This is a genomic window from Citrobacter sp. A316 (assembly GCF_002042945.1).
Classification (GTDB): Bacteria; Pseudomonadota; Gammaproteobacteria; order Enterobacterales; family Enterobacteriaceae; genus Citrobacter; species Citrobacter portucalensis.
In genome coordinates this window covers 61985-74660 of record NZ_MVFZ01000011.1, presented here as the reverse complement: position 1 = coordinate 74660, position 12676 = coordinate 61985, and the positions used below count along the sequence as shown (strand labels likewise).

The 12676-nt window shown below is 52.4% G+C and carries 12 protein-coding genes; 8 read left to right on the top strand and 4 right to left on the bottom strand.

Going from position 1 to position 12676, the window contains the following annotated elements:
- Nucleotides 1-13 precede the first annotated feature (13 nt).
- Together BZK41_RS14725 and BZK41_RS14720 are read left to right on the top strand one after the other, a co-directional pair.
- Nucleotides 14-964, top strand: coding sequence for a carbamate kinase family protein (locus BZK41_RS14725; protein WP_079938620.1), 951 nt, complete (start codon nt 14-16; stop codon nt 962-964).
- 12 nt (nt 965-976) lie between these two features.
- Complete coding sequence (locus BZK41_RS14720; RefSeq protein ID WP_079938619.1) at nt 977-2362, top strand: amidohydrolase family protein; 1386 nt, start codon at nt 977-979, stop codon at nt 2360-2362.
- 45 nt (nt 2363-2407) lie between these two features.
- Here BZK41_RS14720 and BZK41_RS14715 read toward each other — a convergent pair whose 3' ends face one another.
- Complete coding sequence (locus tag BZK41_RS14715) at nt 2408-3220, bottom strand: nickel/cobalt efflux protein RcnA (RefSeq protein WP_079938618.1); 813 nt, start codon at nt 3218-3220, stop codon at nt 2408-2410.
- Between the two features lie 120 nt (nt 3221-3340).
- Here BZK41_RS14715 and rcnR point away from each other — a divergent pair, with 120 nt between their 5' ends.
- Nucleotides 3341-3613 carry a Ni(II)/Co(II)-binding transcriptional repressor RcnR gene (gene rcnR, locus BZK41_RS14710; RefSeq protein WP_003825567.1) on the top strand — a complete coding sequence of 91 codons (273 nt, stop codon included), beginning with the start codon at nt 3341-3343 and terminating at the stop codon, nt 3611-3613.
- A gap of 55 nt (nt 3614-3668) precedes the next feature.
- Here the strand turns inward: rcnR and BZK41_RS14705 are convergent, their stop codons facing one another.
- Nucleotides 3669-4898 (bottom strand): amino acid permease, encoded by a 1230-nt coding sequence (locus BZK41_RS14705; protein WP_079938617.1) that lies wholly within the window; start codon nt 4896-4898, stop codon nt 3669-3671.
- A gap of 142 nt (nt 4899-5040) precedes the next feature.
- On the bottom strand, nt 5041-5496 hold the full coding sequence (locus BZK41_RS14700) for a multidrug/biocide efflux PACE transporter (RefSeq protein ID WP_079938616.1): 456 nt from the start codon (nt 5494-5496) through the stop codon (nt 5041-5043).
- Between the two features lie 101 nt (nt 5497-5597).
- Between BZK41_RS14700 and BZK41_RS14695 the strand changes: the two genes are divergently transcribed.
- From BZK41_RS14695 to araE, 5 genes are all read left to right on the top strand, one after another.
- Nucleotides 5598-6482 (top strand): LysR family transcriptional regulator, encoded by an 885-nt coding sequence (locus BZK41_RS14695; RefSeq protein WP_008785722.1) that lies wholly within the window; start codon nt 5598-5600, stop codon nt 6480-6482.
- 102 nt (nt 6483-6584) lie between these two features.
- Entirely contained in the window at nt 6585-7763 is a 1179-nt protein-coding gene (locus BZK41_RS14690; RefSeq protein WP_032944867.1) for an acetyl-CoA C-acetyltransferase, read from the top strand.
- A 484-nt stretch (nt 7764-8247) separates the two neighbouring features.
- Complete coding sequence (kduI, locus tag BZK41_RS14685; RefSeq protein WP_079938615.1) at nt 8248-9084, top strand: 5-dehydro-4-deoxy-D-glucuronate isomerase; 837 nt, start codon at nt 8248-8250, stop codon at nt 9082-9084.
- 56 nt (nt 9085-9140) lie between these two features.
- Nucleotides 9141-9902 (top strand): 2-dehydro-3-deoxy-D-gluconate 5-dehydrogenase KduD, encoded by a 762-nt coding sequence (gene kduD, locus BZK41_RS14680; protein ID WP_079938614.1) that lies wholly within the window; start codon nt 9141-9143, stop codon nt 9900-9902.
- Nucleotides 9903-10218: 316 nt separating this feature from the next.
- Complete coding sequence (gene araE, locus BZK41_RS14675) at nt 10219-11637, top strand: arabinose-proton symporter AraE (RefSeq protein WP_079938690.1); 1419 nt, start codon at nt 10219-10221, stop codon at nt 11635-11637.
- Between the two features lie 56 nt (nt 11638-11693).
- On the opposite strand, the gene BZK41_RS14670 is transcribed toward araE, so the two are convergent.
- On the bottom strand, nt 11694-12581 hold the full coding sequence (locus BZK41_RS14670; protein ID WP_079938613.1) for an Rpn family recombination-promoting nuclease/putative transposase: 888 nt from the start codon (nt 12579-12581) through the stop codon (nt 11694-11696).
- Nucleotides 12582-12676: the final 95 nt, after the last annotated feature.

Below are 12676 nucleotides of genomic sequence, written 5' to 3'. Positions count from 1 at the left end.
GGAAGATAACACTATGAAAGAACTTGTGGTCGTTGCCATTGGCGGCAACAGCATTATCAAAGATAACGCCAGCCAGTCGATTGAACACCAGGCTGAAGCGGTGAAAGCGGTAGCGGATACGGTGCTGGAGATGCTGGCATCGGACTACAACATTGTGCTGACGCACGGTAACGGGCCACAGGTGGGGCTGGATCTGCGGCGTGCGGAAATCGCGCACGAGCGTGAAGGGTTGCCACTCACCCCGCTGGCAAACTGCGTTGCCGATACGCAGGGCGGTATTGGTTATCTGATCCAACAGGCGCTGAATAACCGTCTGGCGCGGCGCGGTGAGCAAAAGGCAGTTACGGTGGTCACGCAGGTGGAGGTCGACAAAAATGATCCGGGCTTCGCTAATCCGACCAAGCCCATTGGGGCGTTCTTTAGCGAAGCGCAGCGTGATGAACTGCAGCGGGTCAATCCGGGCTGGCGCTTTGTTGAGGATTCGGGGCGCGGCTACCGTCGGGTAGTCGCCTCTCCACAACCGAAGCGCATTGTCGAGGCGGAGGCGATCAAAACGCTGACCCAGCAAGGCTTTGTGGTGATTGGCGCGGGCGGCGGCGGGATCCCGGTGGTGCGTAGCGATCAAGGGGATTACCAGAGCGTGGACGCGGTGATTGATAAAGATCTCTCCACGGCGCTACTGGCGCAGGAGATCCGCGCTGACATTCTGGTGATCACCACTGGCGTCGAGCAGGTCTGTATTCATTTTGGCAAACCCAACCAGCAGGCGCTGGATACGGTGGATGTCACAACGATGACCCGTTACATGCAGGAGGGACATTTCCCGCCTGGCAGCATGTTACCCAAGATCGTTGCCAGTCTGGCGTTCCTGGAGCGTGGCGGTAAACGAGTGATCATCACCACGCCGGAATGCCTGCCTGCAGCACTGCGCGGTGAAACGGGCACCCATATTGTCCATTCCTGAGAGGAGACGTGAATGAAGGAAAGTAACAGCCGCCGTGAATTTTTAAGCCAGAGCGGAAAAATGATGACCGCTGCCGCGCTGTTTGGCGCGGTCGCTCCGGTCGCGTATGCTGCTAACCCTGTCGGGAACACCTGCGGGTCGAAGAGCACAATGACGATTAATGATAAGCACTATTACCTGGATAACGTCCTGCTGGAAGCGGGTTTTGATTACGAAAACTCGGTGGTGGTGCACACCCGCACCGCGCTGCAAACCGTTGAAATCCAAGACGGAAAAATCGTTGCGCTGCGCGAGAATAAGCAGCATCCGGATGCGACGCTGCCGCACTACGATGCGGGTGGAAAGCTGATGCTGCCCGCCATGCGCGACATGCACATTCATCTGGATAAAACCTTTTACGGCGGTCCCTGGCGTTCGCTGAACCGTCCGGCTGGCACCACTATTCAGGATATGATCCGCCTGGAACAAAAGCTGCTGCCTGAACTCCAGCCTTATACGCAGGAGCGCGCGGAAAAGCTGATCGATCTGCTGCAATCAAAAGGCACCTCGATCGCCCGCAGCCACTGCAACATAGAACCGGTTTCCGGGCTGAAAAACCTCGAAAACCTGCAGGCGGTGCTGGCGCGTCGTCAACCGGGTTTTGCCTGTGAAATCGTGGCATTTCCGCAGCATGGCCTGCTGTTATCAAAATCTGAACCGCTGATGCGTGAAGCGATGCAGGCGGGGGCGCATTACGTCGGCGGTCTGGATCCAACCAGCGTCGACGGGGCGATGGAAAAATCCCTCAACACCATGTTCCAGATTGCGTTGGACTACGATAAAGGCGTGGATATCCACCTGCATGAAACCAGTCCGGCAGGCGTGGCGGCAGTGAATTACATGGTGGAAACGGTGGAGAAAACGCCGCAGTTGAAGGGCAAACTGACCATCAGCCACGCGTTTGCGCTGGCGACGCTGAACGAACAGCAGGTGGATGCGCTGGCGAGCCGCATGGCGGCGCAGCAGATTACCATTGCTTCGACGGTGCCGATCGGTACCTTGCACATGCCGCTCAAGCCGCTGCGAGACAAAGGCGTGGAAGTGATTACCGGAACCGACAGCGTGATTGACCATTGGTCGCCGTACGGACTGGGCGACATGCTGGAGAAGGCGAATCTGTACGCGCAGCTCTATATTCGCCCTAACGAACTGAACCTGTCGCGGGCGTTGTTCCTTGCTACCGGTGATGTGCTGCCGCTTAACGATAAAGGCGAGCGCGTCTGGCCGAAAGCGCAGGATGAAGCCAGCTTTGTGCTGGTGGATGCCTCCTGTTCGGCGGAAGCCGTCGCGCGAATTTCCCCACGCACCGCGACCTTCCATAAAGGGCAACTGGTGTGGGGGAATGTCGTCGAAAGCTAGCCTGGTTTTACGCGCAGCGGCAATTGCTGCTGCGCTCTCTTAGTGTTAACCGACGATCCCCATATAGCCGTGGATCCCCATATACAACCCCACCATCGCAATGAGCACACTGGAAAAATAGGGGGCTTTGCGTGCCAGCGTGTTAAATCCACTCCAGCGTTTGGCCGCCTGCTGCACGCTGATTGCCGCTCCCACGCCGACCGTTACCAGCGTCAGCGCCAGCCCGAGGCTAAAGCACAGCACCATGGTGGCGCCCAACGTGAAGGCTTTGAGCTGGATGCAAATTAGTAGCACCGTAATGGCTGCGGGGCACGGGATCAGCCCGCCGGTCAGGCCAAACAGCAAAATTTGCCCGTTGGTGACCTCTTTGCCCGCAAAGCGGCGCTGAATATCGGTGGCATGCGCCTGTTCGTGGGCATCCTGATACTCTTTCGAGCCTTCGGTGAGTCCTGCCAGTGCGGCATGGTCGTGATTATGCTCGTGCTCGTGGTCGTGATGCGTCTGGGCCAGCCAGTTCTGCTCTCCCTGCCAGGTTCGCCAGAACATCCAGAATGCGGTCCCGAGAATAATTATCGCCGAGACAAATTGCAGCCAGGGCTCAACGGCCTGGGCGGTAAACGCTTTGCTGATATACATGCCACCGAGCGCAATCAACCAAACTACGGCGGTATGCGATAGCGTTGCTGCCAACCCCAGCATCACCGCCTGTTTGATGGTCCCCTTAATAGCAATAATAAAGGCCGCCATCATCGTCTTGGAATGCCCCGGCTCCAGGCCGTGTAACACACCCAATAGAATCGCACTGGGAATGAAAAACCAGGCGTTGCCTTGCTGAAGAAGCGTCGAAAACTCACCCATGAGAATGATTCTTAGTTGGTTAATTTTGCTTGATTCTACTCCCCCCCAGTATCAAATACTACCCCCCAGTAGAATGTCGATGGTATTGTCCCTACAGCCAGACGTTAAAAAGGTAAAGTTATGTCACATACGATCCGCGACAAACAAAAGCTGAAAGCCCGAACCAGCAAGATTCAGGGGCAAGTAGCGGCGTTGAAAACCATGCTGGATGAACCGCATGAATGCGCGGCGGTATTGCAGCAAATAGCGGCGATCCGCGGGGCGGTAAATGGATTAATGCGTGAAGTGATTAAAGGTCATCTGACCGAGCACATTGTGCATCAGGGCGATGAAATTAAGCGCGAAGAAGATTTGGATGTGGTTCTGAAGGTACTGGATTCGTACATCAAATAAGCCAGTTTAACGGCTCATCCACCACCTACTGGAATGAGCCGTTAAACAACACGTTCTAGCCAAAAAACATCACAGATACGCACAGCAGACCGACAATCAGAGTGATCAGATTACCCACTGAACGGTACGGCTTCAGCGCCGGGATCAAATAGGTAGACAATGTCGGCATGATAAACAGAATCATGGCAATCAGCGGGCCGCTTATCGCGTAAATCATTGAAATGGCATTAGGATTAATGCAGCAGATGATAAACGTGATAGCCGAGACCAGCATGATGGACAGAGCGCGATTAAAGGCCCGGCTTTTCTTCACGCCCACCTGATGCAACGATGTTTTTACTACCTCTGTTGCCCCTTCAATCACGCCAAAGTAGGTGCCGAGGAACGATTTTGACATTGCGACGACGGCAACGATGATCCCGGAAATCGACAGCCATGCCGGCGCGTTTGGCATCATCGACAGCGCGGACAGAATGGTCACGCCTTCATTTTTCGCGTCTTCGATATAGTTTGTCGGAATCGAAAGCAAACAGCTGAAGACGAAAAACAGTACGCTCAGGCAGATGATGACGTAGGCTACCTTCATGATTTTTTTGCATTTACCCATGGCCTGCTCGCCGTATTTCTCTCGTCTGTCGATGGCGAACGTAGAGATAATTGGCGTATGGCTAAAAGCGAAAACCATCACGGGAATAGATATCCAAACCTGATGAAGCGTGTGCTGATCGAAAGACATCTGGCCGGTGAGTAGCGTTGGCTGCCAGCTTCCGGTCAGGTAAAGCGAAAGGAACAAAAAGTACGCGATGAGCGGGAACACCAAAAAGCCCATGACCCGAATGGTGGCTTGTCGGCCCATCAGAAAAATCAGGTTCAGCACCAGCACCACGCCAAAACTGACCAGCATGCGGATCCGCAGATCGATAGCGATATGTTTTGCCAGCTGTTCAGTGAGTGAATTGGTTATCGCTACGGCGTAGATCAGCACCACCACAAAGAAGGCAATAAAATAGAGGGTGGTGATCAGGCTGCCAATCTTCTTGCCGTAGTAGTGCGTAACCGCGCCAGTGATCCCTTCACCAGCCGACGTTTTTGAGGACAGGATAAACTGGCACAGCGCCTTGTGCGGCCAGTAAGTTAAAGGCCAGGCGACGAGAGCGGTGATAAACAGTACCACCGCGCCTGCAGAACCCAGCTGTATGGGGAGGAATAGGGTCCCTGCGCCGACGGCAGTCCCATATAGTGCGAAGCTCCAGAGAGTCTCTTCTTTTGACCAAAATTTCGACATTATTTGAACGTATCAACTATAAAATAAACAAAAAGAAGCGCAATTTACCACAAATGGCAGGGGCTGGGGGAGGTGTGAACAAGCGGGCGAGTGAATGGGACAATAGCCGGAACCGAGAAGATTCCGACTATTATTTTAATTATCAGGCAGTAACGCGCTGCTGGCGGCGCTTCATAACGCGCTCGCGTAATGTGTCATAAGCCCAGTTATAGAACATGGTGTACGGCAGGAAGAACAGGAAGAAACCTATTTCCAGTGTGAATGCCTGAAGCAGACTAACGTTCAGCACATACGCCACGATGCTCACCCCGATCACAATAAAACCGCTCTCGAAGCCTAAGGCGTGAAATGCTCGCACTTTCGCCGTACGTTTTACCAGGTGCGACGGCCACAGGCGATCAAACAGGGCGTTATAAATGATATTCCAGATCATCGCCGTGGTGGCGAGAAGAATGGTCAGTCCGCCCATTTCCAGTACCGAACGCTGCATCAACCATGCGGTGGTTGGTGCGAGGATCGCGGTGGCAATGCCTTCAAAGCAGACGGCATGAAAAATACGCTCCACTAACGAGCGACGTTGGACTGTATCGTGTTGCATAACCTAAAACCTTCATTGATGCCCGGATAACGGAATGGTGGCAATTTTATCGTTTTATATGATATCTAAAAGATAGTATCCATCGATAAAGTAGATAGTTCATGCGTTATTCTCCTGAAGCATTAACGGCATTTGTGGAGACCGTTTCCTGCGGTTCATTTTCTGCGGCGGCCCGGCGGCTGCGCAAAAGCCAGTCCACTATCAGTACGGCCATTGCGCATCTGGAAGCCGATCTTGGTTTTGCGCTGTTTGACCGCTCATCCCGCCAGCCGACGCTGACCGAAGAAGGTAAGCGGGTGCTGGGCTATGTGCAGGCAATTTTGACGGCCAGCGAACGCCTGGATGAAGCGGCGATCTCGCTGTCGGGTGAAACGGAAGCGCGTCTGACCTTCGTGCTTTCGGACACGCTGCATCCAGATGTGCTGGAAGAGTTGATGGTGCAGTTTGATCGCAAGTTTCCCCATACCGAGTTTGAATGCCTGATTGGCGAAGATGAGGACGTGATCGATCTGCTACAAAAAGGACGTGCGCAGGTGGGATTGATCGAAGCGCGTGAGGATTACCCGACCGACATGGGCGTTACGCGTCTGCCGATGCAAACCTGGATGGGATTATACGTGGCGGCATCGCATCCGCTCGCGGCTCAAGAAAAACTGCAGTGGGAGCAGCTACACACCTGGCGCGAGCTGCGTTTGAATACCTATCTGGAAAGCGGTACCAACGTGGCGCGCGGCCCTGTCTGGTCGGCTCCTAACTACCTGTTATTGCTAAGTATGGCGGTGCAGGGATTCGGCTGGTGTGCGCTCCCCTGTGCGCTGGTAGAAGAGTTTGCGGCAGAAAAACCGCTGGTGCAATTAAAGATGCCTGGTTGGCCAAAGGCTATCTCTATCGATCTGTTGTGGAATAAGAAATCACCGCCTGGCGTGGCAGGAAGCTGGCTGCGCGACCATTTACAGCAGAGTGGCGTTCAGATGACCAATAAGTGATATGAATTTCCTTTGTGATAAAAATCACCGTTTTTAAACAACCTTGATAACTCTTTTTAACAATCATCTACTATTGCGGTGTTATTTTGCGCTGAGGTAGTGATGAAAGAGGTTGTGATCGTCGGGGCATTAAGGACACCGATTGGCTGCTTCCAGGGGACGCTGGCGCGCCACTCTGCCGTTGAGTTAGGCAGCATGGTGGTCAAGGCGTTACTGGAACGCACGGGCGTGGACGTTCACGCTGTGGATGAAGTGATCCTCGGACAGGTGCTTACCGCAGGTGCCGGGCAGAACCCGGCGCGTCAGTCAGCCATCAATGGTGGGCTACCCAATACCGTTTCCGCCATCACCATTAACGATGTCTGTGGCTCGGGCCTGAAAGCGCTGCATCTGGCGACCCAGGCTATCCAGTGTGGCGAAGCCGACATTGTGATTGCGGGTGGGCAGGAGAATATGAGCCGTGCACCGCATGTCCTTACCGATAGCCGCACCGGCGCACAGCTGGGTAACAGCCAGCTGGTCGACAGCCTGGTACATGACGGTCTGTGGGATGCCTTCAACGATTATCACATGGGTGTTACCGCGGAAAACCTGGCGCGAGAATACGGCATCAGCCGCGAATTGCAGGATGCCTACGCGCTGCACTCGCAGCACAAAGCGCGGATGGCAATTGATGCCGGACGCTTTAAAGATGAAATCGTGCCGGTGGTAACACAGCGTAATGGGCAATCGTTCGTGGTGGATACCGACGAACAACCGCGCACCGATGCCAGCGCCGAAGGGCTGGCGCGTCTGGATCCTACCTTTGACCGGCTCGGTTCGGTCACCGCTGGTAACGCGTCATCCATCAACGACGGCGCCGCCGCCGTGATGATGATGAGCGAGGCCAAGGCGCAAGAGCTGAACCTACCGGTACTCGCCCGTATTCGCGCCTTTGCCAGCGTCGGGGTAGATCCCGCGCTCATGGGGATTGCGCCAGTGTATGCAACACGTCGCTGCCTTGAGCGTGTGGGCTGGCAACTGGCTGATGTTGATCTTATCGAAGCTAATGAGGCCTTCGCCGCGCAGGCATTATCCGTTGGGAAAATGCTGGAGTGGGACGAACGGCGGGTGAATGTGAACGGCGGGGCTATTGCGCTCGGCCATCCGATTGGCGCATCTGGCTGTCGTATTCTGGTTTCGCTGGTACATGAAATGGTGAAACGCCGGGCGCATAAGGGCCTGGCAACGCTGTGTATTGGTGGTGGTCAGGGGGTGGCGCTCGCTATTGAACGAGACTAATTTTCCTTCGATTTCTCTGCTTAAACGCCTTTCCTGATGACTTTCTCCTGCATCTATAAAAAAGCCCTCCAGCAGGAGGGCAAGGCCAGTTACAGAAACATACACTCTAAACCCTGCCAACATATCAAAACGTTGTTTCATTTCATGTGATTGATAGCGCACTTTGTTAGAAAAGGTGTGTGAATGACGTATGAGCCTGGCTGTGTTTTCAATATCTTATCCCTGCTACTAATGATCTACTCTTTTGTGTTTTTATCTATCTAATTGTTTTAAATAATTTTATTGAAACCATTTTTGCGATTTATTTGCGCTAGCGTGATCGCACTTACACTTTTGATAATAAGATCCGGAAAAAGTGAAACATCGTTTTAGTTATAATTGAAAACACATTCAGGGAGGGATATCATGAGCGCATAAGATAAAACGGAACAGCGTTTTGCTATTCGTTTAAGCATTCACGGTCAATTTATCACTGGAGGTAAATGTGGACGTAAGACAAAGCATCCATAGTGCGCATGCGAAAACCCTGGACACTCAGGGGCTGCGTAATGAGTTTTTGGTCGAAGAAGTGTTTGTCGCAGATGAATACACCATGGTCTACAGCCACATCGACCGCATCATTGTTGGCGGCATTATGCCAGTGGCCAAAACCGTCTCTGTGGGTGGCGAAGTCGGCAAACAGCTGGGCGTAACCTATTTCCTCGAACGTCGTGAGCTGGGCGTGATCAACATCGGCGGCCCGGGCACGATTACCGTTGACGGCCAGTGCTATGAAATTGGTCATCGCGACGCGCTGTACGTCGGAAAAGGGGCAAAAGAAGTGGTATTCGCCAGTATTGATGCGGCGAAACCGGCGAAGTTTTACTACAACTGCGCGCCGGCACACACCACTTACCCAACTAAGAAAGTCACGCCTGCCGACGTTGCGCCAGTGACATTGGGCGATAACATCACCAGCAACCGTCGCACCATCAACAAATACTTTGTGCCAGATGTTCTGGAGACCTGCCAGTTGAGCATGGGTCTGACTGAACTGGCACCGGGTAACCTGTGGAACACCATGCCGTGTCATACCCATGAACGTCGTATGGAAGTCTATTTCTACTTCAATATGGAAGAAGATACCTGCGTCTTCCACATGATGGGTCAGCCTCAGGAAACGCGTCATATTGTGATGCACAACGAGCAGGCGGTGATTTCGCCAAGCTGGTCTATTCACTCCGGCGTCGGCACAAAAGCTTATACGTTCATTTGGGGCATGGTCGGCGAAAACCAGGTCTTTGATGATATGGACCATGTTGCAGTCAAAGATCTGCGCTAGTTGCGGGCGACAGCCGTGCCTGCTGCGGCGGGCATTATAAAAATTAAGGATTTACAATGATTTTGAATGCATTCTCTCTTGAAGGTAAAGTCGCTGTTGTGACCGGTTGTGACACAGGTTTGGGTCAGGGTATGGCGCTGGGTCTGGCTGAAGCGGGCTGCGATATCGTCGGTATCAACATTGTTGAACCGACAGAAACCATCGAACGCGTGACCGCACTGGGCCGTCGTTTTTTAAGCCTGACCGCCGATCTGCGTCAAATCGACGGTATTCCGGCGCTGCTGGAGCGCGCAGTGGCAGAATTCGGCCATATCGATATTCTGGTCAACAACGCGGGTCTTATCCGTCGTGACGATGCGATCGACTTCAGCGAAAAAGACTGGGACGACGTGATGAACCTGAACATTAAGAGCGTGTTCTTTATGTCTCAGGCCGCGGCGAAACACTTTATTGCTCAGGGTAACGGCGGCAAAATTATCAACATCGCCTCTATGCTTTCCTTCCAGGGCGGGATCCGCGTGCCGTCTTACACCGCGTCTAAAAGCGGCGTAATGGGTGTTACCCGTCTGATGGCGAACGAGTGGGCAAAACATAACATTAACGTCAACGCGATTGCACCGGGTTACATGGCGACGAACAATACTCAACAGCTGCGTGCTGATGAGCAACGTAGCACAGAAATCCTCGATCGTATCCCGGCGGGTCGTTGGGGGCTGCCGAGCGACCTGATGGGGCCAGTCGTGTTCCTGGCGTCCAGCGCATCTGACTATATCAACGGCTATACCGTTGCGGTAGACGGTGGCTGGCTGGCACGTTAATTCGCTTTCCAGAACCGTTAAACCCTGCCATCTGGCGGGGTTTTTTTTTACTTTTAATCATTAAAATCCATATTGTGGTTATAAATTATTCCATATTAAATTTCATATCTATAAGTTTATTGTTTTTAATATTCTTTAATATCAATGAATTAAATTTAATTGAGTGATTATTGGTAAATTTTAAAATTGGAATATCCATCACATAACCATGTGGTGTAGCTATTTAATCCATGTTTTTGCCGTTTCCCGCCTGACGCTTCCTGCAAGGGATCCCTTACTTTCAATGGCATGGTTACTCTGTATCTGGCAGGAAAAAATGGTCTCAATAAATAATGATGCTGCTTTAGCGCCGCGCCCAGTGCGCGATACGCGACGTATGAATATGTTTGTCTCTATCTCTGCGGCCGTCGCAGGGTTGTTATTCGGCCTGGATATTGGCGTGATTGCCGGCGCGTTGCCTTTCATCACCGATCACTTTGTGTTGACCAGCCGTCTGCAGGAATGGGTGGTAAGCAGCATGATGCTGGGTGCGGCAATTGGCGCGCTGTTTAACGGTTGGCTGTCATTCCGCCTGGGGCGCAAATACAGCCTGATGGCGGGCGCGATCCTTTTCGTCGTCGGATCTCTGGGCTCGGCGTTTGCCTCCAGCGTAGAAATGCTCATTTTTGCCCGCGTGGTGCTGGGCGTTGCGGTGGGGATCGCGTCTTACACCGCACCGCTCTATCTCTCCGAAATGGCCAGCGAAAACGTGCGTGGCAAGATGATCAGTATGTATCAGCTGATGGTGACGCTGGGCATCGTTCTGGCTTTTTTGTCCGATACCGCGTTCAGCTACAGCGGTAACTGGCGCGCTATGCTGGGCGTGCTGGCGCTTCCGGCTGTATTGCTGATTGTTCTGGTTGTTTTCTTGCCCAACAGCCCGCGCTGGCTGGCGGAAAAAGGTCGCCACATCGAAGCTGAAGAAGTACTGCGCATGCTGCGTGATACCTCAGAAAAGGCCCGCGATGAGCTGAACGAAATCCGTGAAAGCCTGAAGCTGAAGCAGGGCGGTTGGGCGCTGTTTAAAATTAACCGTAACGTGCGTCGCGCGGTTTTTCTTGGGATGTTGCTGCAGGCGATGCAACAGTTCACCGGGATGAACATCATCATGTACTACGCGCCGCGCATTTTTAAAATGGCGGGTTTTACCACCACAGAGCAGCAGATGATTGCCACGCTGGTGGTTGGCTTAACGTTTATGTTCGCCACCTTTATTGCCGTCTTCACGGTCGACAAAGCAGGACGTAAACCGGCGCTGAAAATTGGTTTCAGCGTAATGGCCATCGGGACACTGGTGCTTGGTTATTGTCTGATGCAGTTTGATAACGGCACGGCTTCCAGTGGACTATCCTGGCTGTCAGTTGGCATGACGATGATGTGTATTGCAGGCTATGCGATGAGCGCCGCGCCGGTAGTGTGGATCCTGTGTTCGGAAATTCAGCCGCTGAAATGCCGTGATTTTGGTATTACCTGTTCCACCACCACCAACTGGGTGTCGAACATGATCATTGGCGCAACGTTCCTGACGCTGCTCGACAGCATTGGCGCCGCCGGTACGTTCTGGCTTTATACCGCGCTGAACGTTGTGTTTATCGGTATTACGTTCTGGCTGATTCCAGAAACCAAAAACGTCACGCTGGAGCATATCGAACGTAAGCTGATGGCAGGCGAGAAGTTAAGAGATATTGGGGTGTAAGTGAGCATGAAAGCCCGATAGAACAATCAATTATCGGGCTTTTACTGCTGTTGATTTCAAGATGGAGCCACCTGTCTGGTGAGGAGGTCCCTGGCAGACAGGCCTGTTATCTTTAGTATAATTTCCTGACTAATACCATTCGCCAACATCATTTGGGCAATGCGTAGCGCTTCTTTTTGTTTGGCTTCCTGTTGCAATACTTCCGCGATAGTCATCAGACTTTCCTTTTGCTGTGGTACCCGATGAGCAACCTCACGGATAAATTTATCAACGTGAGGCGTATTTCCAAACTGCATCATGTAATTAAATAGCGTTTTGAGCTGGCTGTCATTAGCGTATCCTGTAGCCAGCAACGAGGCCAGGCGTTCCACCAACCCCATTAAATCACGTTTACGGATATGTTTTTGCATCAATTCCAGCAAGGCTATACGGCGATGCTGCATAATTTCGTCATCGGGAATAACGGTGATATCTACCAGCGGAAACGTTGCTGAGTAAAGCTGCCGTGCCAACGTGGGATTGTCAAACTCATCCAGCCAGCAGAGAGAAAAAGGATAGGGGCTGAGAACACCATGATAAAACAGCATCGGTATCACCAGAGGTAATGTTTTATGCCCAGCATCCAGATGGCGTTGCATTGCAGACATGGCATAACGCATCAGGCGAAATGCCATATGAGCATCTGGCGAACTCTGGTGCTCAATAACAACATAGATATACCCATCACCTTCATTTGTTTTTAATGACCACAGCACATCGGAGTAGCAGGCTCGCAAGCTATCTTCAATAAAACTGTTTGATTCCAGTTTTAGTGTTTGCAGGTCGCATAACTCCCGTAAGGTTGCTGGAAGATAGATATCCAGAAAATCTCTTGCGGTATCGGGATGGTACAAGAACTGTTTAAAGACTGCGTCATGTGGGGTGGATGTTGTCATTTTTGTCATGGCGATCCGTCACCGTTAATTAAGATAACGTGACTGTAATCGCCCACATGGCGAGGCGCATCGAGTAATTAACGCTTATGCGAACAAGTATCGAA

Bases quoted from the DNA above. Each gene is read 5' to 3' on its own strand.
- BZK41_RS14725 (WP_079938620.1), top strand. From the start codon at position 14: ATGAAAGAACTTGTGGTCGTTGCCATTGGCGGCAACAGCATTATCAAA.
- BZK41_RS14720 (WP_079938619.1), top strand. From the start codon at position 977: ATGAAGGAAAGTAACAGCCGCCGTGAATTTTTAAGCCAGAGCGGAAAA.
- BZK41_RS14715 (WP_079938618.1), bottom strand. From the start codon at position 3,220: ATGGGTGAGTTTTCGACGCTTCTTCAGCAAGGCAACGCCTGGTTTTTC.
- rcnR (WP_003825567.1), top strand. From the start codon at position 3,341: ATGTCACATACGATCCGCGACAAACAAAAGCTGAAAGCCCGAACCAGC.
- BZK41_RS14705 (WP_079938617.1), bottom strand. From the start codon at position 4,898: ATGTCGAAATTTTGGTCAAAAGAAGAGACTCTCTGGAGCTTCGCACTA.
- BZK41_RS14700 (WP_079938616.1), bottom strand. From the start codon at position 5,496: ATGCAACACGATACAGTCCAACGTCGCTCGTTAGTGGAGCGTATTTTT.
- BZK41_RS14695 (WP_008785722.1), top strand. From the start codon at position 5,598: ATGCGTTATTCTCCTGAAGCATTAACGGCATTTGTGGAGACCGTTTCC.
- BZK41_RS14690 (WP_032944867.1), top strand. From the start codon at position 6,585: ATGAAAGAGGTTGTGATCGTCGGGGCATTAAGGACACCGATTGGCTGC.
- kduD (WP_079938614.1), top strand. From the start codon at position 9,141: ATGATTTTGAATGCATTCTCTCTTGAAGGTAAAGTCGCTGTTGTGACC.
- araE (WP_079938690.1), top strand. From the start codon at position 10,219: ATGGTCTCAATAAATAATGATGCTGCTTTAGCGCCGCGCCCAGTGCGC.
- BZK41_RS14670 (WP_079938613.1), bottom strand. From the start codon at position 12,581: ATGACAAAAATGACAACATCCACCCCACATGACGCAGTCTTTAAACAG.